Origin of the sequence: Arthrobacter sp. NtRootA1 (assembly GCF_019976975.1) — a bacterium.
GTDB lineage: Bacteria > Actinomycetota > Actinomycetes > Actinomycetales > Micrococcaceae > Arthrobacter > Arthrobacter aromaticivorans.
Window position 1 is genome coordinate 778047 of sequence record NZ_AP024630.1, and the last position, 19723, is coordinate 797769.

11 protein-coding genes, 1 tRNA gene and 1 riboswitch are annotated in these 19723 nt (G+C 62.0%); of the genes, 4 read left to right on the forward strand and 8 right to left on the reverse strand.

The genetic code is table 11. The features are described from left to right. Window positions 1–86 precede the first annotated feature (86 nt). From LDN90_RS03790 to LDN90_RS03805, 4 genes are all read right to left on the reverse strand, one after another. The gene (locus tag LDN90_RS03790) at window positions 87–1259 is read right to left on the reverse strand and encodes a globin domain-containing protein (protein WP_216921345.1); all 1173 of its coding nucleotides are present in this window, start codon (window positions 1257–1259) and stop codon (window positions 87–89) included. A gap of 142 nt (window positions 1260–1401) precedes the next feature. Beyond that, window positions 1402–1872, reverse strand: coding sequence for an Rrf2 family transcriptional regulator (locus LDN90_RS03795; RefSeq protein ID WP_223947979.1), 471 nt, complete (start codon window positions 1870–1872; stop codon window positions 1402–1404). 23 nt (window positions 1873–1895) lie between these two features. After that, on the reverse strand, window positions 1896–2351 hold the full coding sequence (locus tag LDN90_RS03800; RefSeq protein ID WP_223947980.1) for a hypothetical protein: 456 nt from the start codon (window positions 2349–2351) through the stop codon (window positions 1896–1898). Window positions 2352–2363: 12 nt separating this feature from the next. Further along, window positions 2364–3782, reverse strand: a complete 1419-nt coding sequence (locus tag LDN90_RS03805) for a phosphomannomutase/phosphoglucomutase (RefSeq protein WP_223947981.1) — start codon at window positions 3780–3782, stop codon at window positions 2364–2366. Window positions 3783–3924: 142 nt separating this feature from the next. On the opposite strand from LDN90_RS03805, the gene LDN90_RS03810 reads away from it, so the two are divergent. Continuing rightward, complete coding sequence (locus tag LDN90_RS03810; protein WP_223947982.1) at window positions 3925–6090, forward strand: RecQ family ATP-dependent DNA helicase; 2166 nt, start codon at window positions 3925–3927, stop codon at window positions 6088–6090. Window positions 6091–6230: 140 nt separating this feature from the next. After that, complete coding sequence (locus LDN90_RS03815; RefSeq protein WP_223947983.1) at window positions 6231–7664, forward strand: MFS transporter; 1434 nt, start codon at window positions 6231–6233, stop codon at window positions 7662–7664. Window positions 7665–7723: 59 nt separating this feature from the next. Here LDN90_RS03815 and LDN90_RS03820 read toward each other — a convergent pair. Next, a tRNA-Ser gene (locus tag LDN90_RS03820) sits at window positions 7724–7811 on the reverse strand. Window positions 7812–7955: 144 nt separating this feature from the next. Further along, on the reverse strand, window positions 7956–10214 hold the full coding sequence (locus LDN90_RS03825; RefSeq protein WP_216921331.1) for a prolyl oligopeptidase family serine peptidase: 2259 nt from the start codon (window positions 10212–10214) through the stop codon (window positions 7956–7958). A 59-nt stretch (window positions 10215–10273) separates the two neighbouring features. Between LDN90_RS03825 and LDN90_RS03830 the strand changes: the two genes are divergently transcribed. Both LDN90_RS03830 and cycA read left to right on the forward strand, forming a co-directional pair. After that, entirely contained in the window at window positions 10274–12259 is a 1986-nt protein-coding gene (locus LDN90_RS03830) for an FAD/NAD(P)-binding protein (protein ID WP_223947984.1), read from the forward strand. A 74-nt stretch (window positions 12260–12333) separates the two neighbouring features. Continuing rightward, window positions 12334–12432: riboswitch (glycine riboswitch) on the forward strand. Window positions 12433–12565: 133 nt separating this feature from the next. Then, a complete protein-coding gene (gene cycA, locus LDN90_RS03835; protein ID WP_216921327.1) occupies window positions 12566–14053 on the forward strand; it encodes a D-serine/D-alanine/glycine transporter in 1488 nt (495 codons plus the stop codon). A gap of 77 nt (window positions 14054–14130) precedes the next feature. Here the strand turns inward: cycA and LDN90_RS03840 are convergent, their stop codons facing one another. Next, on the reverse strand, window positions 14131–18663 hold the full coding sequence (locus LDN90_RS03840) for an ExeM/NucH family extracellular endonuclease (RefSeq protein WP_223947985.1): 4533 nt from the start codon (window positions 18661–18663) through the stop codon (window positions 14131–14133). Window positions 18664–18886: 223 nt separating this feature from the next. Continuing rightward, window positions 18887–19672, reverse strand: coding sequence for a VOC family protein (locus LDN90_RS03845; protein ID WP_216921323.1), 786 nt, complete (start codon window positions 19670–19672; stop codon window positions 18887–18889). Window positions 19673–19723 lie beyond the last annotated feature (51 nt).

Sequence of the window (19723 nt, forward strand, 5' to 3'; positions counted from 1 at the left end):
GTGAACGACGACGGCCCGTCACTTTTCGCTGGAAAAGTGACGGGCCGCCGTCGTGCTTGTTGCTTTTGTCCTGGCTCTTGCTTTGACTAGTTCGCGAGCCAGACGTCAGGGCCGAACACTTCGTAGTGGATCCGGGTGGCCGGAATCCCGGCCTCGATCGCTTCGTCGCGAATCTTCTTCATGAAAGGCAACGGCCCGCAGAGGTACAAGGAAGCGTCTGCCGGCATGTCGACTTCCCTCAGGGACATGAAGCCTGCCTTGGCGCGGTGCACTTCGTTGCTGGACTGGGGCGACTCAAGCCAGAGCTGAAGTTCGGCGTCAATGCTCGCAGCGTCTGCCGTCATTTGGCCGCTCAGAGCCCAACTGTCCATGGAGCGTTCGGCGTGCAGGACAAGAACCTGGCGATCAGTGCCTGCCTCAGCCAGGGAACGCAGGATTGAGGCCGTCGGCGTGCACCCGATCCCCGCCGATGCGAGCACAACCGGCCCCTCGCCTTCTTTGAGGGTGATCTCGCCATAGGGGTTGGAAATTTCGAGCACGTCGCCAGGTTCGACGGCGGTATGCAGGGCGGTGGACACCTCGCCGCCGTCGTTTAGCTTGGTGGTGAAGATCCGGCTGGTGCCGGCGTCGCCTGACAGTGAATACTGCCGTACTTGGCGCAAGCCGTCAGGGAGGGCGACCTTGACGCTCACATACTGGCCGGGAAGGGCCGGCGTTACGGGAGTGTCGTCGGCAGGTTCCAAGGTGAATGTCATGGCGTCCTTGCCAGCCGTTACCTTGGAAACCACGCGCCAAGGCATCCACATTTTGTTGTTTGACTGGGAGGCATAGAGGTCCTTCTCAAGCTTGATCAGGGCGTCTGCCATCAGCCAGTAAACTTCCGTCCATGCCTCGGCGATTTCCGGTGTAATGACGTCCGCCAAGTCGGCCGCGATTGCTGCGAAAAGGTGCTCGTAGACCACTCCGTACTGCTCTTCGGCGATGCCCAGTGAGGCGTGCTTGTGGGCGATCCGGGCCAGGACCTTTTCCGGGAGCGTGCCCGGGTTGTTCACCAGATGGGTTGCGAAGGCGGCGATGCTCCCGGCGAGTGCCTGTTGCTGATCGCCCGAGCGCTGGTTGGAGCGGCTGAATAGTCCATCGAGCAACTCGGGGTGCGCTGCAAAGAGGCGCTTGTAGAAGTCTGCGGTGATGTCGCCAATACGCGAGCCGACCAGGGGAAGGGTGGCTTCAATAATGGGGCGGGATTTTTCCGAGAGCATGATTCTCCTGGGGGTAGGGGTCCGGTTGGGTCATTCGAACCATCACAATACAAGCATTTCGGATGCTTATATTTACACCTCAATTTCTACTCCTTGTAGAAAAGATGTGCAAATCGCTGAACGCGATTGCGGCCGCATGCCGTCAGGGCAGGGTTGCGGGGGACCTGAATTCCGGCCGGAGGCCTATTGTTTGGAAGACCGGATTCATCTGCCGGGCATGGGGCAGGGACGAGATGACGACGATGTCGAGCTCACGATAGAACGCTTCGCGGGCCCGGTTCATTGCGTGCCGGAGAGCGCACTCTGTGATGAGGGGGCAGTCATGGTTGGGGGACTGGCATTCGGCGGGATCCTGCCGGCTGTCCAAGTGGCGAAGGAGCTGGCCAACGGTTGCTTGGCGTCCTGCTTCGTTCAGGCGCGAGCCACCCAAGCGGCCTCGTTCCACATCAATCAATCCAAGGCTGCGCAATCGGACCATAGCCTTGCTGACATGGTTATACGGAGTACCAACGGCGTCGGCAACAGCCTGGGTTGTGAGCAACGTACCCTCAGGGGCGGACGCCAACACCATGACGGCGCGGAGGCTCACGTCTGCGAAAGCGTTGATTTTCATGGCATCAGCTTACGTAGTCAGGTCTAGTCCACCCAGAGCGAGGGCTCATGGGTGTCAGGCTCAAGGGCGCCGAAGGAGAAGCCATCGGCTGTGTGGACATAGGGGATTACGGCTGCCATGACCCCGCCATCCCGGTGCTCGGCGGTGCCGTGGATGCCGTCCGAGCCATGCTCGGGCAGCGCGACGTCACTTGCGATGGCCACGGCCCGGTAGTCGTTCCGACCCTGGCGAAGTAATTCCTGGACATCCGTCAACATTGCCCCCGCATCAATGTGACCGTCCTCGTCCGGCTCTCCTGGAGAAACCATGACAATCCGCACCTCACCTTCGTGCGAAAGTGTGATGCCAAAGGGGAGAAAGCCGCCGTTCTGCAGAATGTGCTCCTGGGCAGTTCCCAGAGCAGTCCCCAGAATCTCCCGGAGTTCACGCTCTTGGATGGTCCCGGTGGAACCGGTGTCGTCGATGGGCTGCTCGCTCATGTTTGACACTCCCTATGCCCGGACCAGGGCCAGGACGCGGTCCCGGATTTTTTCCATGGTGGGGAGGTCTTTGGCTTCGGCGTTCAGGCGGAGGAAGGGCTCGGTGTTGGAGGGGCGTAGGTTGAACCACCAGCTGCCGTCCTTGGCACTGAAAGTGCTGCCGTCCATGTGGTCGATCTCGACGTCATCGTTCTCGAAGTCCACCCGAACCCGCTCCACGGCGCCTGCTTTGTCGTCGATCTCGGAGTTGATTTCACCGGAGGAGACGTAGGGCTCGTACTGGCGTCCGAGTTCGGACAGGGGACCGTCCTGCTCGCCCAGGGCTGCCAGGACGTGCATCGCGGCGAGCATGCCGGTGTCCGCGTTCCAGAAATCACGGAAGTAGAAGTGCGCAGAGTGCTCCCCGCCGAACACGGCACCTTCTTCGGCCATCACGGCTTTGATGAATGAATGCCCCACGCGGGTCCGGACTGCCCGGCCGCCGTCCTTGGTCACGAGCTCGGGAACCGCCTTGGACGTGAGCAGGTTGTGGATGATCACCGGGGTTTCTTCCCCGGATGCCTGGGCTCGGGCGATCTCCCTGCGCGCGACCATGCCGGTGATTGCCGACGGGGAGACTGGCTCGCCCTTTTCGTCGATCACGAAACAGCGGTCAGCGTCGCCGTCGAAGGCAAGGCCGATGTCTGCCCCGTGCTTGATCACTGCCGCCTGGAGGTCACGAAGGTTTTCGGGTTCCAACGGGTTGGCCGGGTGGTTCGGGAACGAGCCATCCAGTTCGAAGTAGAGCGGGATGATCTCGAACGGCAGGGCCGGGAGGAGTTTGTTGCCCAGCACTGCAGGAGTGGTCAGTCCGGCCATGCCGTTGCCGGCGTCCACGACGATCTTCAATGGACGGGAACCGGAGAGGTCCACCAACTGGCGCAGGTATTCGGAGTAGTCCTTCAGCACGTCCCGGACACCGATCTGCCCGCGCACCGCTGCCGCGGGGATGCTGCCTTCGTTCAGGTACTGCTCGGCAAGGGCCTGGATTTCCTTCAGGCCACTCTCGGAGGAAATCGGTTGCGCCCCGGCCTTGGCCATTTTGATGCCGTTGTATTCGGCCGGGTTGTGACTGGCGGTGAACGTGGCACCGGCTGCGTTCAGGGCACCGCAGGCATAGTAGAGCTCGTCTGTGGAGATCAGGTCCAGCAACTGGACGTTGGCGCCACGCCTGGCAGCACCGTTCGCGAAGGCCTGGCTGAACTCCGGCGAGGACGGGCGCATGTCTCCGCCAACAAGGACGGTTTCACCTTCAAGACCCAAAACGTCGATGAAGGCAGCACCGACTGCCTCGACGATTTCAGCCGTGATGGATTCCCCCACGATGCCCCGGACGTCGTACGCCTTGAAGGAAGCCGAGAGGTCGAAGTTCTTGTTCTGCTCGCTAGTCACGGGCTCAATCCTACTGTGGCAGCGCAATTGAGCATGAACCGGGGAACCTGTTATGTGGAAAACCAGTCCCACTGGCGAGCCGCTTTCCACATAGCCAAGGCCACGGGTTCTGGCTGTCAGGGGCTGCTGGAATACTGGGTCCATGGCCAACACCTCACCAAATGCCGCTGTCTCCGTGGAATCCCCTACCCGCCAGAGGGCTTTGGCTTGTCTTCGTGAGCTAGTGGGGCACCCTGAAGCAGATTTCCATGACGGCCAGTTCGAGGCCATTGAGGCATTGGTGGACGCGGGGCGCCGCGCCTTGGTGGTCCAACGCACGGGTTGGGGAAAATCCGCGGTCTACTTCGTCTCCTCCTTGTTGCTGCGCCAGCGCGGTGCGGGTCCCACACTGATCGTGTCCCCTCTTCTCGCGCTCATGCGGGACCAAGTAGCAGCGGCCGCACGGGCGGGAGTCCGGGCAGTGGCTATCAACTCGGCCAACGCACTTGAATGGGATACTGTCCTGGCACAGTTGGCAGCTGACGAGGTAGACGTTCTTCTGGTGTCGCCGGAGCGCCTCACCAATCCCTCGTTCAGGGAGAACCAGTTGCCCGAGCTGATCCGGAGGACCGGACTGCTCGTTATTGATGAAGCCCACTGCATTTCGGATTGGGGCCACGACTTCAGGCCCGATTACCGGCGCATCGCCGATCTCATTGCCCAACTGCCCGAATCGGTTCCAGTCCTCGCCACCACGGCTACCGCCAACTCCCGCGTTGTTCACGATATCGAGGAACAACTCGGCGCCGGAGTGTTGACCATCCGCGGTGCACTGGGCCGCGAGTCGCTGCGGCTCGGCGTTCTCAACTTGTCCGACTCCCGCGATCGCCTGGGCTGGCTGCTGACGCACTTGGCGGACCTACCCGGCAGCGGAATCATTTACGCGCTGACCGTCTCAGCCGCAGAGGACACTGCCCGGCTTCTTTCCGAGGCTGGACACAATGTCTTGTCCTATACCGGCCGGACGGATCCGGCCGATCGGGAGCGGGCAGAACAACTCCTCAAGGACAACCAGGTCAAGGCGCTTGTGGCCACCTCGGCGTTGGGGATGGGATTCGACAAGCCGGATCTAGGTTTCGTCATTCACCTCGGGGCGCCGTCCTCGCCGGTCGCCTATTACCAGCAGGTTGGTCGAGCCGGCCGAGGCGCAGCCAACGCCGATGTCCTGTTGCTTCCAGGCTCCGAGGACCGGGAAATATGGCAGTATTTCGCCACCGCCTCCATGCCCTCAGCCGAAAAGGCCGACGCCGTCCTGAGGGTACTTGGTGAGGCTAACGGCGCCATGTCCACGGTGGCGCTGGAAGCCCGGGTGGACCTTCGGCGCACGCCTCTGGAACTCCTCCTTAAAGTCTTGGCCGTTGACGGGGCAGTTGAACGCGTGGGCGGCGGTTGGCGGGCTACCGGACGCTCATGGAGCTACGATGCCGAGCGATATGCACGCATTGCCGAAGCCCGAGTGGATGAGCAGGACTCCATGGTGATTTACCAGGACACCGCAGGTTGTCGCATGGAGTACATCACCTCGGTGCTCGATGACGAGACCGCCGCCCCTTGCGGCCGTTGTGACAACTGTGCTGGACGCTGGTTCCCAGTGGACATTGCAGCGGCTGCGGTTGATGCAGCAGGCCAGACGCTGCGCCGAGCCGGGATCGTGGTGGAGCCGCGGCTCCAATGGCCCAGCGGAATGGACAGGCTGGGTGTGGGAGTCAAAGGCAAGATCAAGCCGGACGAAAGCATTTCCGAAGGCCGTGTCCTGGCAAGGCTGACGGACTTGGGCTGGGGTGGTGCGCTCCGCGAGCTCTTTGCTGCGGGGGCACCCGATCGGTCCGTGGACCCCGCTATGCTGCAGGCCTGCGTTCAGGTGCTGCGCGAATGGTCAGGGGCCGACGGCGGAACTGCCTGGAGCGGGGTGGGGCGCCCGGCGGCCGTTGTCAGCATTCCCTCAAGGAGCAAGCCACAACTTGTGGACTCCCTGGCCCAGGGGATCGCCGGCATAGGGCGGATGCCTTACCTGGGCCAACTGCAGCCAGAGCACGGAGGGCCCACAGGATCACGTGGCGGGAACAGCGCTTACAGGCTCGCGGGAGTATGGGACCGTTTGGCGGTTGGCCCGGAACTGTCACAAGCGCTCGCAGGCATTGGTGACCAACCAGTGCTCTTGGTGGACGACCTCGTCGACAGCCGCTGGACGCTGACCGTTGCGGCGAGGGCGCTCAGGCGGTCCGGGGTAGGTGCAGTGCTACCGCTCGCCCTGGCTCAGGCGGGTTAGCGCGCAGGCGGGTACTGCGCTGAAAACCGTCATGTTGTGAACGCTCCCACCGCGCCTCTATAGGATCGAGCAAAGACGAGGATCGAGCAAAAACGCCCGCCTGCCGATGCGGGCCACCAGACAAGACTTGGACCGGAGCCATGAGCACAAAACCGAGCAACACCGACGTCGAAGCGGCCACTGAAACCAGTTGGCGCCCGCGCTTGGCATTGCTTGTGGCGGCAACGTTCTTCATGGAGTTTCTCGACGGAACTATCCTCACCACGGCCATCCCCAGCATTGCAGCCGATTTCCGGGCGGCGCCGGCCGACATCAACATCACGATGACTGCCTATTTGGTGACGGTGGCAATGGGGATCCCGTTGAGCAGTTGGCTTGCCGAGCGGTTCGGCGCCCGCAGGATATTTTGCCTGGCTATATCGGTGTTCACTATTGCTTCCCTTTTCTGCGCAGTAAGCACCGACTTGACCATGTTGACGTTGAGTCGAGTGGCGCAGGGGGTGGGCGGCGCCATGATGGTTCCCGTGGGCACCCTGGTGGTCTTGCGGGGCACGCCCAAGTCCGAACTTCTCCGTGCCACCGCCTATTTGGTATGGCCAGGCCTTCTTGCCCCGGTTCTGGCTCCCATGGTGGGCGGCGCCCTCACAACTTTCCTGTCGTGGCACTGGATCTTCATCATTAACGTCCCCCTCGGCCTGGCTGCCTTCATTGCGGCACTGAGATTGGTTCCGAGGACTCAATTTGATGCCAAACGCCGTCTTGACTGGTTTGGTCTGCTGCTGACTACCTTGGGTGTGGGTTCCCTTGTGGTGGGGCTGGAAACGCTGGGCGGACACGCATCCAATCTGCTGGCTGTTGTGGTGGTGACTGCCGGCGTGGTGTCCCTGGCTTGCGCCGTCTGGTGGATGAGCAAAGCAAGGGTTCCGCTGTTCAACCTCAGCGTATTTGGCACCAGGACTTTCAGGTCGACATCCACGGGCGGTTTCATTTACCGGCTGACCATCAGCTCGGTTCCGTTCTTGCTGCCTCTGATGTTTCAGGATGGATTTGGCTGGGATCCGTTGAAAGCCGGGGTCATGGTCGCCGCGGTCTTCGTGGGCAACATCGGGATCAAGCCTGCCACCACACCCCTGATAAGGCGGTTCGGGTTCAAACCGGTGCTCGTCTTTGCATCGTTGGCGTCGGCCGTGACGTTTGCCTTGTGTGCGTTCCTGAATGCCCAAACACCCGAGCCCCTCATTTTCGCGTTGTTGCTGCTCAGCGGGGCTTTCCGATCCATAGGCTTCTCGGCCTACGCCTCCGTGCAGTATGCCGACATCGTCCCGGGGCAGCTGCCCTCGGCCAACGCCATCTCCGCCACCCTCGTACAGTTGGCGGCTGCGGCAGGTATCGCCGTGGGCGCGTTGTTCCTGAGGCTGTTCGAGGCAACGGATGTGCTCGGGGCGGACCAGGTAGCGGCCTACAAAGGGGCATTTATCGCCATGGCTGTCCTGATGCTGGTCAGCACAGTGGACAGCCTGACGCTGCACCGGCACGCTGGCGCGGAAGTAAGCCACGGAGCAAAGCGCCGGTAACTTACGGCGGCTTGGGATTAAACGCAAAAGGTCCCGGTTCGAAAACCGGGACCCATTCGCGGAGACGGGGGGATTTGAACCCCCGGTGGAGTTGTGCCCCACACTTCATTAGCAGTGAAGCCCATTCGGCCGCTCTGGCACGTCTCCGTTTGCTATTGCTAGCCCACCAAGGATACGCAGAACGTGCCGTTCAGTGCAAAACCGCCTTCGATCCGCTGCCCATTTCGATGACTCGCTGCCAGCCAAGCCGTTCGCACGGCCTTGCGTGCAGCGGGCCATCGAAATGGAACCTCAGTTGCTCCCGGCCAACACACGCCATAGGAAGTGGTTGCTTCGCGCTTGGAGTGCGGCTGCCTGCCTGTTGTCCGAAGCGCCCGCGTGCCCGCCTTCCAGTGCTTCGTGGAACCAGACATTCGGGATACCCATTGCCTGCATCCGAGCTGCCATCTTTCGGGCTTGGACGGGGCCTACCCGATCATCCGAGGTCGCGGTCCAAATGAAGGTTTCGGGGTACTCGACGCCGTCATGAAGCAGGTGATAGGGGGAGAAGGTACGGATGAACTCCCACTGCTCAGGCACATCGGGGTCTCCGTACTCCGCGATCCATGAATATCCCGCAGAGAGTTTGGTGTAGCGGCGCATGTCCAGCAATGGCACGCCGCAGGAAACCGCACCAAACAGTTCGGGGTACTGGGTCAGCATGTTGCCTACCAAGAGCCCGCCATTTGAGCCGCCCACGCAACCGAGTCGACGGCGGCTGGTCACGCCGCGGGAGATCAGGTCCTGTGCCACGGCGGCGAAGTCTTCGTAGGCACGGTGCCGCTTTTCCTGCAGGGCTGCGCGGTGCCACGAGGGGCCGTATTCGCCGCCGCCGCGGATGTTCGCCACAACGTACACACCGCCGCGGGTGTGCGAGCCGGGACCGTCGGCCAGGGCAGCAGCGGAAGTGCGACGCTCCAGCCAAGCCCTGCCAATGGTGCCGCTGTAGGCGGGGGTGCGGGAAACTTCGAATCCGCCATAGCCGGAAAGCTGCGTGGGATTTTGTCCATCCAGGACCAGGTCCTTGGATGCCACCTGGAAGTAGGGGACTTTGGTCCCGTCCGCCGAGACAGCGAAATGCTGCTGGACCTCATAGTCACCATCATTGAAGAACGACGGCGAACGCTTCACCACCGCATGCTGGCTCGTCACCCCGGCAGTCGATCCGCCGGATGAAGGAACCTCGCCAGCCGTGAGGGTGCCGCGGGTGAGGGTAGTTGGCGTAGTGAACCCGGTGGCGACCAACCAGTAGTCATTTCCGGCCCCGGATTCGTCTTCGTCGTCCACCGCATAGGCGTTGACGTCGTGAAGCGGCGGGCACGCGTCCAGGGCGGTGACAACCCAGCCGCTGTCGGAATCGACGCGGGAAGGGTCCAGCACCCTGATTTCGGAAGAGACGTCGCGCAGGAGGTTGAGCAGCAGGTAGTCCTTGGTCCAACTCCATGACTGCAGCGACGTGTGATCATCGGGGGTAAACAGCACCACAAATTGCCGTGATCCAGCCAAGTAGCCCTCGAGGTCAGCGGCCAGCAAGGAACCGGCCGCGTAGGTAACGCCGGAAACGTCCCAGTCCTTCTGCGGGCGGAACATCAGCCATTCCCGGTGGGCGCTGATGTTCACGTCCGTAGGCACGTCGATCGCAACCCATGAGTCGTCGCGGAGCAGCCACGTCCTGCGGTTGTAGAAGTCGATGTAATCCACGGCGAAGGTCCGTTCGAAGCCCGGCGTTGAGTCGTGGGCGACGATGGCCAGCATGTGGTCTTCGGGGATCTCGAAGATCTGCTCTGCCTGGGCGAGGGATTGGCCGCGACGCAGCTTCACACCGGTCCGGGCGTACGAGGAACTGGTTGCAGGCAACCCCTCTGCCGTACTGGAGACCAGCAAGGTGTCCGCATCCAGCCAACTCACGTTGCCTTTTGCCGTGGGCAGATCGAATCCGCCAGCGGCAGGGTCAACAAAGGTGCGGGATTCGACGTCGAACTCGCGGTGACGGTTGGCATCGCCGCCGTCGGGGGACAGAGAAACCATCGCGAAGCGGTACATGTCCCCGTCCAAAGGACGGAGAAACCCAGCTCCATGGAACACCCACTCGACGCCTTCTGCGGCGGCGAGGGCATCGATGTCCAGCAGTACGTCCCATTCGGGTGCCTCGGAAACGTAGCTCTCCCACGTGGTCCGCCGCCAAAGGCCCTTGGGGTGCTCCTGGTCCTTCCAGAAGTTGTAGTAGTAATCACCGCGCTTGTTCACCATGGCAATCCGGTCCGTGGAATCCAGGACCTCCAGAATGCCGGCTTCAACCGCTGCGTACTCTGCGTCCTCCAGCAAATCCTCGGTTCGCGCGTTTTGTTCACCGACCCAGGCCAGCTGTTCTTCGCCGTGAATGTCCTCCAACCACACGTTCTCATCCGTGGGTTCGGGCGCTATGGTCGCAGCGTGGCGAGGCCCGGACGTGGTCTCCAGATCCGTGTCATTGTCAGGAAGGGGCGTCTGATCAGCTTCTGTGGTGGTCATCGCCCCATCCAAGCAACACTTTTCAACTGGAAGCAAGTCACAGGAAGTTAGGCTTGAGCGTGGCTAAATCGCAAATCAATCGTGTTGCCCTGATTGGGGCCGGCCCCCGGGGCACGAGTGTCCTTGAGCGGCTGCTCGCGAATTGGGCTGCAGGGGCCACCAGCCGTGCGAACCGGGCCGATCCAGGGTGGAGCGCACTGCACATCCATGTTGTAGATCCTTTCCCACCGGCATCCGGCCATGTGTGGCAGCCGGAGCAGTCCAGGCTGTACCTGATGAACACACAGGCGTTCTATCCGACGCTCATCCCTGAAGATCCCAAGCTTGCGCAGCCCCTCGCGGGCGGTTCCTTCGACCAGTGGCGCGCCGCCCGACGTCGTGATGGACAGGGCCTGAATGACGCCGAAAAGGCGGAGTTGGCCACGCTCGAGTCCCACGATTTTCCGAGCCGGGCCATATATGGAAGGTACCTGCGGCAGACTTTGGCGGAGCTGCTTCAGCGAATGCCCGACGGCGTGGAGGTCACCTTCCATGAAACGACCGCCGTAGCGGCGCGCCCGGTCCCGGCAAGCTCAGGCACCACAGGCGGGCAAGCGTTCGACGTCGAACTGGCCGACGGCACTACGCTCACCGTCGGCTCGGTGGTCCTCGCGCTGGGGCACGTCGAGTCGCGTTTGAATCCAGAGCAGCGTGCGTTCCAACGGGCCGCCGATGAGCATGGCCTCCTCTATTTCCCGCCTGCACCGCCGGCCGACGTCGACTGGCAGCGGGTGCCGGACAACGAGCCCGTCCTGGTGCGTGGGATGGGACTGAATTTCTTCGATGTCATGGGCCAGCTGACCGAGGGCCGCGGAGGCAAGTTCGTGCAAGCCGGCGTACCGGGAGCCGGAGTTCTCGAGTACCGGCCCTCAGGCAGGGAACCCAAGATCATCGCAGCATCCCGGCGCGGAACCCCGTACCGGGCCAAGGCTGGTTTGGCAGGGTATTACCCCAGCAGCATCACCATGAGTTACCTGACCGAGGCAGCAGTGGACCGCTTCAGGGCAGCCGGCATCCAGCCAGGATTCGACCATGACCTTTGGCCGCTCCTGCATCGTGACGCCCTGTGGGCTTACTACTCCACCCTGGCAAGGTCGCAGCCCGCCGCCATTCGCGATGCAGCGCAGTTCCTCGCGGACCTCGAGGATGCCTTGCAGCCCCACGCGCACACCACTGCCAAATGGGAAAGTGACGTCGCCGCCCTCGTGGACAAGCACGTGGTTGCCTCCCGCCGACTCAATGTCCGCGGGCTCGCTGCGCCGTTGGCTGGCCGGACGTTCGCGTCCCGCCGGGAGCTGGACCTGGCAATAACGGCCTACCTTGACGACGACGCGCGGCGCTCTGCCCTCGGGGAAGCCGACCCCGTGAAGATGGCCATAGGAGCCCTCCACAGAGGCAGGGCGATCCTCAAGTCTGTCGTCGCGGACGGCGGAATCACGGACGAATCGTGGGTCGCTGAACTGCGGGGATGGTTCGAATCGTTTGTTGAAGGCCTTGCGAGCGGAGCCCCAGCACTGCGTTCTGAGCAGTTGGCAGCTTTGGCGCGTGCCGGCGTCGTTGGTTTCGTTGGACCCGATCCCAAGTTCAGCGTGGATAGAAGCGCCAAGGTTTTCCGGGCGGTCTCGCCTTGGGTTCACGATGGACCTGTGGAGGCGCCCACTTTGATTGAAGCGATGTCGCCAGCCAACCGAGTAGGCATCAATATTTCCCCGCTCCTGGAACAACTCATGGCCGACGGCCTTGTGCGAACCAAAATCATGATGAGTGCCGAGGGCACGCCAGTGCAGACAACCGGACTGGATGTGGAACCGCACCCGTACCGGCCTGTGGCGTCCAACGGCTCTCTGACGCAGGGGATGTATGTTTTGGGCCTGCAATTGTCCGCGACCCAGTGGGGAACAGCCATTGCTGCGGAGGCGCGTCCGGCAACCGGGAAGGCTTACGCCAGTGGCCAGCGAACCTTGCGGGATGCCGACGAAATCGCTCGTAGCATTCTGGGCAGTTAGCTGTCTTCGTTTGCGGTGAGTCCAACGCTTCGCTAGTGTGTGAGCTGCATCACCGGCAAAGTGGTGCGCGCTTTTGATCTGCGGCGGGAGAGTCCTGCCGGTACATCCCGTCAGGCGCCGTAGGAGCAAACCCTCCCCAGGAATCTCTCAGGCCCATGTACCGCCGCGGCGAGGCAACTCTGGAAAGCAGTCCGGGCATCCGGGCTCACCGAAGGTGCAAGCAGGCCCATTCCTGCGGAAACTCTCAGGTCCACGACAGAGCGGGGAGGAACCCGAATCATCGTGGCACCCAGTGCCGCCTGAACAATGGAGTTCCTCTTGACGATTCAGCGCCCACCATCCTCCGACTCGCATCGAGCAGACTCACCACACCTCGAACGGCAGCTCAGTAACCGGCACATCCAGCTGATCGCGATAGGCGGTGCAATTGGCACGGGCCTGTTCATGGGCTCGGGAAAGACAATTTCTGCCGCTGGTCCGTCTGTCATTTTTGTGTACATGATCATCGGCTTCATGCTGTTCTTCGTCATGCGCGCCATGGGCGAGTTGCTCCTGAGCAACCTGAACTACAAATCCTTCAGCGACTTCGCAGCGGACCTGCTGGGTCCCTGGGCAGGGTTCTTCACCGGCTGGACCTACTGGTTCTGCTGGGTCATTACCGGCATCGCTGACGTCATCGCGATCGCCGGGTACTCCAAGGAGCTCTGGCCTTCCCTTCCGCTCTGGGTACCCGGATTGATCACCATCGGTATCCTGCTGCTCCTGAACCTGGCTACGGTGAAAGCATTCGGCGAGACCGAGTTCTGGTTCGCCCTCATCAAGATCGTCGCTATCGCGGCCCTCATCATCGTCGGCCTGTTCATGATTTTCAGCGGCTTCCAGTCCGACGCCGGACCGGCCAGCTTCACCAACCTGTGGAGCCACGGTGGCTTCTTCCCCAATGAATTCATGGGCTTCGTCGCCGGTTTCCAGATCGCCGTCTTCGCTTTCGTCGGCATTGAACTGGTAGGCACCACGGCCGCCGAGGCCAAGGACCCGGAGAAGAACCTGCCCAAGGCCATCAACTCGATCCCGATCCGCGTGCTGCTCTTTTATGTGGGCGCCCTCATCATCCTGATGTCCGTCACCCCGTGGACCCAGTTCGCGGCTGGACACAGCCCCTTCATTGCCATGTTCTCCCTGGCCGGACTGGGTGCTGCCGCCACCATCGTCAACCTGGTGGTGCTCAGTTCTGCGATGTCCTCCGCCAACTCCGGCATCTACTCCACGTCCCGCATGGTTTACGGCCTGGCTAAGGAAGGCGACGCCCCAGCTGTGTTCGGCGCGCTCTCAGGACGCAAAGTACCCCGCAACGCCCTGTTCCTTTCCTGCGTCCTGCTGCTGTCCGGCGTCGTTCTCATGTATGCAGGGCAGGACATCGGCAAGGCGTTCGACATGGTGACCACGGTGTCTGCTGTCTGCTTCGTGTTCGTGTGGTCCATCATCCTGGCCAGCTACCTTGCGTTCCGCAAGCGGCGGCCACACCTGCATGATTCTTCGGCGTTCAAAATGCCCGGCGGCGTGGTGATGGTGTGGGTGGTCTTCGCATTCTTTGCCTTCGTGCTCTGGACCCTGACCACGCAGCCGGACACTTTTGCTGCGCTGCTGGCTACGCCGCTGTGGTTCGTGATTCTGGGGGTGGCCTGGTCCATCCTGCGTCGTCGGCCTGCGCATCTGGTTCGCTACGAGGAGTTCCAAGCGGAGCTTGAGAAAGACGCCAAGCGAGCGGAAGAGCCCGAGCTCGCAAAGAAGTAGCTGCCAAACCCCAGGGGGGCACCTCACGATTCATCACCGTGAGGTGCCCCCTGGGGCAGCCTAAGGAAAGGGGCTGTTTAGCCCCTCAGGCACTTTTGATACTCCAGCCACGCCCACGCGTAGCGGAGCCAGCCCACGAGGTCGTACCACGTAGACGGTTTGACCGGCGGAGTGCACTGCGGCGGGTTGGGCCCGCTATCAGCTACCTGAACACTAACCTTCACCACGGTTCCACTCTCGACGGCGGTCAGTACCAAGGTGCCGGTACCTGCAGCTGCCGCAGCGGGAACCTTGAGGTCCACCGTGGCTGCTCCTGCCGTTACTGGAACCGATCCAAGCGGCACTGCTGCGCCCTTGCTGTCCACGAAGATCGCATTGAGGGTGTTGTTGGCCGGGCTGCCGATCGAGGTGAGATTCAGCTTGGAGATAGCGAGTGTCATGGGCTCACCTGCTTTGACCTCTGTGGCGGTGGTGTTAACCACGGCAACTGACCGGCGCGCGAAGTCCGGCGACACGGGGTTGTGCTCACGGAGGTACTTGATCCACGCATCGCGGTCCACCAGGCCGGTGTCCTTCGTGTTGGTGCCTTCCTTGAAGATCCGGAAGTTGTCGCCTCCCGTCGCCAGGAAGCTGAAGGTCCCAATTCTGTATTGCTTCGCCGGGTCCATCACGGTCCCGTTCACCCAGATGCCGGTGATGCGGTCCCCTGCAGGGCGGCCGGCGTCATAGGTGTAGTTGACGTTCTTGGAGAGTCCCAGCTGCTGGTAGGGGCGGCTGGGAATAGTTCCGTCAACGTTGGTCTGCCACTGCTGCTCAAGAAGGGTCTTGAACTGGGCGCCAGTGAGGGATGTAGTCCACAGGTTGTTCACGAACGGCAGGACCGCATTGGCCTCTGCGTAGGTGATGGTGCCGTCCGGGGCGTAGTAGAGCTCGTTGCGCAGGCCGCCGGGGTTTACGACGCCAATCTCCGCCGCGCCCAGTTCGGGCGCCTTGAGCGTGTCCACCAGGGAGTCCGCTACCAGGTTTCCGAGGGTGGATTCGCTCGCGCGGTCGTCCCGCTTGGGGGCACCTCCAAGCGGATCCGGCGTGAAGGCGGTGGTGATATCAGCTGTCACTGCGCCAACAGGCTGGTTCCCTATCACGGCGGCCTCGGCCAGTGCCTTATCCACGATCGCCTTTACCGTCGCCACCCGGGGATACGCGGCAGCCAGGCTTTCTGAAGTCTCCGTGGTCCGGTCCACGACGGCGGCCTTATAGCCCGTCACGGATTTCGTAGCGGTATCGACCGTGAGAGTCACGCTTCCCACGTTTTCGCCGTAGTTGCCGGTCTGCACAATGGGACGGGTTTTGCCGGTGGATTGGCCGTTGGCATCCAGCAAGGGTGCGTCCCAGGCATACTCCTTGTGGGTGTGTCCGGTAAAGATGGCGGCCACGTCAGGGCTGGTCTCGTTGACGAGCTTGGCGAACGGGCCGCCGGCTGCGACTTCCTGCTCCAGTGTGGCACCCTCCGGTGTGCCCGATGCTGCGCCGTCGTGGTTCTCCACAATGATCAGGTCCGCCGCGTTCTCCGACTTGATCTTGGCGGCTACGCGGTTGATGGATTCAACAGGATCTCCGAATTCGAGATCCGTGATTCCCGCCGGGGTCACCAACGACGGAACTTCCTGCGTGACGGTGCCGATGACGGCCACCCGCAGGCCGTTCATATCCAGGACCTTGTACTCCGGCAGTACCGGAGTCTTGGTGCCCTTCTGGTAAACGTTCGCGCCCAGGTAGGCAAACTTCGCGTTGGTACCGTCGGCGATGACGCGATCGCGCAGGTCCTGCCACCCGCCGTCGAACTCGTGGTTACCTACTGCGGAAGCCCGAAGCTCCAGCGCGTTCAGGACATCGATGGTTGGTTGGTCCTTCGCAACCGAGGAAGCGAAAAGTGAAGCGCCGATGTTGTCCCCGGCAGAAATGAAGGCTGTTGCGCCGGGGGCGGCCGCAGCGCGGAGCTTCTCCACAGTGCCGGCGAAGAGGACAGTGTTGGAGTCGATCCGGCCGTGGAAGTCGTTGATGCCCAGGAACTGCAGGTCAACAGTGGCCGGCACATCCGATCCCAAGTTCATGCCCACCACCACAGGATCGTGGTCGCTGGCACGGAACTCGTCCCCTGCATAGTAGTTGGTGACATTGTTGTTATACCTGCTGTATTCCAGCGCCACGGACTCCACAGAGTTGATGTTCCAAATGTCGGTTCCCGTGACTATCCCGGCTGCTGCCGGGGAAGCAAGGATGTGGTCCAGCGAGCCCACCATGCCACCGAAGAGGTAGGAATGCTTGCCGGTACCAGCTTCGAGGTCGGCGTAGCCTGCGCCGGTCAGGACATTGATGGGGTCTTCCTTGGCATAGGCGTTGAAGTCGCCGATCAGGAAGACCTTGTCCGTGCCTTTGGAGGCTTGGAGGTCCTTGGAGAAGGCGAGGAGTGATTTAGCCTGCTCTGTGCGGGCAATGTTCGAGGCGCCCTGGCCCTTGTCCGTGTCATCCGGGGTGGCAGCGGAACCCTTGGACTTGAAGTGGTTTACGATCGCGATGAACTTCTTGTCTTCGTCCGCGCCGATCGGCTTGAAGACCTGCGCGAGCGGTTTGCGGGCGCTTGCAAAGGCCACGGTGTCGTTGTGGATGATTGACTCCCCGACCGGCTCGGCTACCGCCTTCTTGTAAATGAACGCGGTGCGGACCATATCCTCATCGCTTGGAGGGGGAGCGTTTGCGGGTGTCCGCACGTAGTCCCATACGCCCGGCGCCTTCACGTTGAGGGCGTCCACGAGCTTGGACAGGGCGTCATCACGGTTCTTGCCGAACTGGGCGGAGTTCTCTATTTCCTCAAGGGATACGACGTCCGCACCGGCCTTGGTTATCGCAGCGACGATCTTGCTCTGCTGGCGTTGGAGGTTCTCAGCATTGGCAGCGCCGCGGGCATTGCAACCTTCCTTGACCGTGATCGGATTCCCGTCCCGGTCGGTGTAAAAAATGCAGCCGCTGAGCTGATCGCCGGTGGTGGTGAAGTAGTTCAGCACATTGAAGGAGACAAGCTTTAGGTTTCCGCCGACGTCAGCGGGGCCGTCCGGGCGGGAAGCGGAGAAACTTGCAGGCTGCACAGTGTCCGCATTCGTGGGAGTCAGCGCTGTGAGGGGCTGGAATTTCCACGAATTATTGCCGTAGCCCAGGATCACATCGGTCCGGAACCGGGCGGGGGAGCCTACCCGAACAGGATCGGATGTAGTCAAGTAAGGGAGCTGCTGGGCCTTGGTGGTGGCGTCCTTGAGGAAGTTGGTGGATGCGCCGTCGTCGAGCTTGATGGCACGGAGGGCGTTCTCTGCCACCACGCCGGCATATTCTGGCGAACCATAGGTCGCGACCGCCGTCGGCTGCACTAACGGCGATGTCCCGGCCGCGAGGCCGATTTCGCCATACTGGCTCAGCGAATAGTTGTCTGTCACGGTGTAAGGGCCTTGTGGGGCGACGAGCATGCCCTCAAGGGCTTCGCGCGCCGCCTCGTTGGCGGGCATCTCGAATGCAGTGGGCTTTACCTCCGGCGCAGCTTCGCTCAGTTTCTGTAGGCCGGCAGCCTCAACCGTGAGCTGTGTCTGGTTGGCGAACTCGCTGACCACCCCCGTGAGTTCCACGTAGTCGCCGGGCTGCACCGTTCCCGTCGTCGCGGTGGAGTAGATGAACAAAGCGTCCGACGCCGTCCTGGCCGCCCCTGCATCCTCCCCGCCGCTTCCCGGGGTCTGGACGTAGTAGCCGTTGAAACCGCCCGTAGCGTACACGGCAGTTACTTTGCCACGGGTGGTTACGGTGCTGCCGACGAGCGGACTTGCCGTGCTGGTTCCCTGGATTTCGGCGATCGTCTTGAACCCGGGGGCCGGCTCGGGTTCAGTGGGCGGAGTTCCGCCGGCGGACGCCGTGGGCGTGATGGTGGCGCTCAAGCTGAAGTCGGCAGCATTGGAGCCGGTATCCACACCGTTGCTCCGATTGAGGCTTCTGACGTCAGTGTTGCCCGTGGGCGCAGTTGCTGCCGAAGTTTCGAAAGTGTTTGATGCGCCGTAGCCCAGGAGATCCGCTATGGCGGCATTGTCCGTCACTGAGCCCACGCCGAGCGGAGAAACTGCGTTGCTCTGCTTCGCCAGGACCAACGTGCCGGCAGTTCCACCCGGGTTCAAGGTTCCGGTGGCCTGCAGATCCGGGGTGGGCAGGGCGGGTGCCGTGGAGGTGCCGCTGTTCGTAGCCCCTTGGATCAGGTAATAGCCCTTGGCCGGGATGCTGCCGGTGAGGGGAGTGATTCCCGTGGGCGCTCCCGTGGCGGTTGCAGACCGGTACTGTAGCGACCACCCTGCCAGGCTGACGGAAGTGTCCGAGGAGTTGTAGAGCTCTACGAACTTGTTCTTGAAAGCAGAGCCGCTGCTGCCTCCGCTTAGATAGGCCTCATTGATGATTACTGCGGAGTTGCCGGGCGGCGATCCAGGATCGTCGGCGGCAATTGCGGGAACGGCTGTCAGCGGGGCAGCAAGTAAACCAACCGAAAGGGCTGCTCCAGCTGCTGTTTTCCAGTGTTTTTTGTGCATCCGCTCTAACTTTCATTAGGGGCCCTGTGGGGCTCTTTGGACTACGCCCGCTTTCTTGTGAAGTGGGCGATATGCCGGAAGTTACTCCGGGTAAACCTGGGTATCGGGCATAGCAGAACACGTCGGAATGAACAGGAAGTGGACCAGTGGTGGATGGAGGACGCCCGGATCCTGCCGGCTGCCTCGGGTCAGGAGACAGCCGCAGGAACCGGAGGTGCACGGGTTAGCTGGCAGGCGCCATGCTTTGGATCACCTTGAAGGCGGCACCTGTAGGGTCCGACAACGTGGCCAGCCGTCCAAAGGGGGTATCTTCTGCTGCCTGCAGGACGGTAGCGCCCAGAGTTACGGCCCGTTCCACTGTGGCGTCAGTATCGTCCACCGCGAAGTACACGCTCCACATGGACGGAACCTGGTCCGGGAGGAAACCGGCAGCGTCCATAATGCCGGCCTTGGCATCGTCACCAGCGCCCAACGTGGTGTAGCGGAACTCGGGCGTATCGCTCATGACGGCAGTTTCCCAACCGAAGACGCTCTGGTAGAAGCTGACTGCTGACTCGTAGTCCTTCGCGAGTAGTTCGTGCCATGCCGGGGCGCCGGATTCGGCAGCCACCTCATAACCCTTCATTTCACCGAACTGCCAGGCCCCGATTGCAGCTCCTGAAGAGTCGCCATACATGGCCATGCTGCCCTGTTCAGGAACTTCCATGGGCTCCAGGAGGACTTGGCCACCATGGGCGGCAGCTGCCTCAGTGGTGGCTTTGATGTCGTCCGTGCGCAGGTACGTCGACCACACATCAGGCATGGCACCCATGTCTGCCTGTTTCTGCATGATGCCCGCAACCATGCGTCCATCTTTGGAAGCTGTGATGTAGCCGCCGTACTTCTCCTGGTCGCCCGTCTCGTAAGTCCAGCCAAAGAGTGCGCTGTAGAAGGACTTGGCTTTTTCCGTATCGGATGTCATCAAATCAATCCAGCACGGGGCGCCGGGGGTGATGTCAGGCGTAGGCATAAGTGAGGCTCCTGTGTTCGTTCCGCGGCGGAAGCTACGGCTGTTTATGGG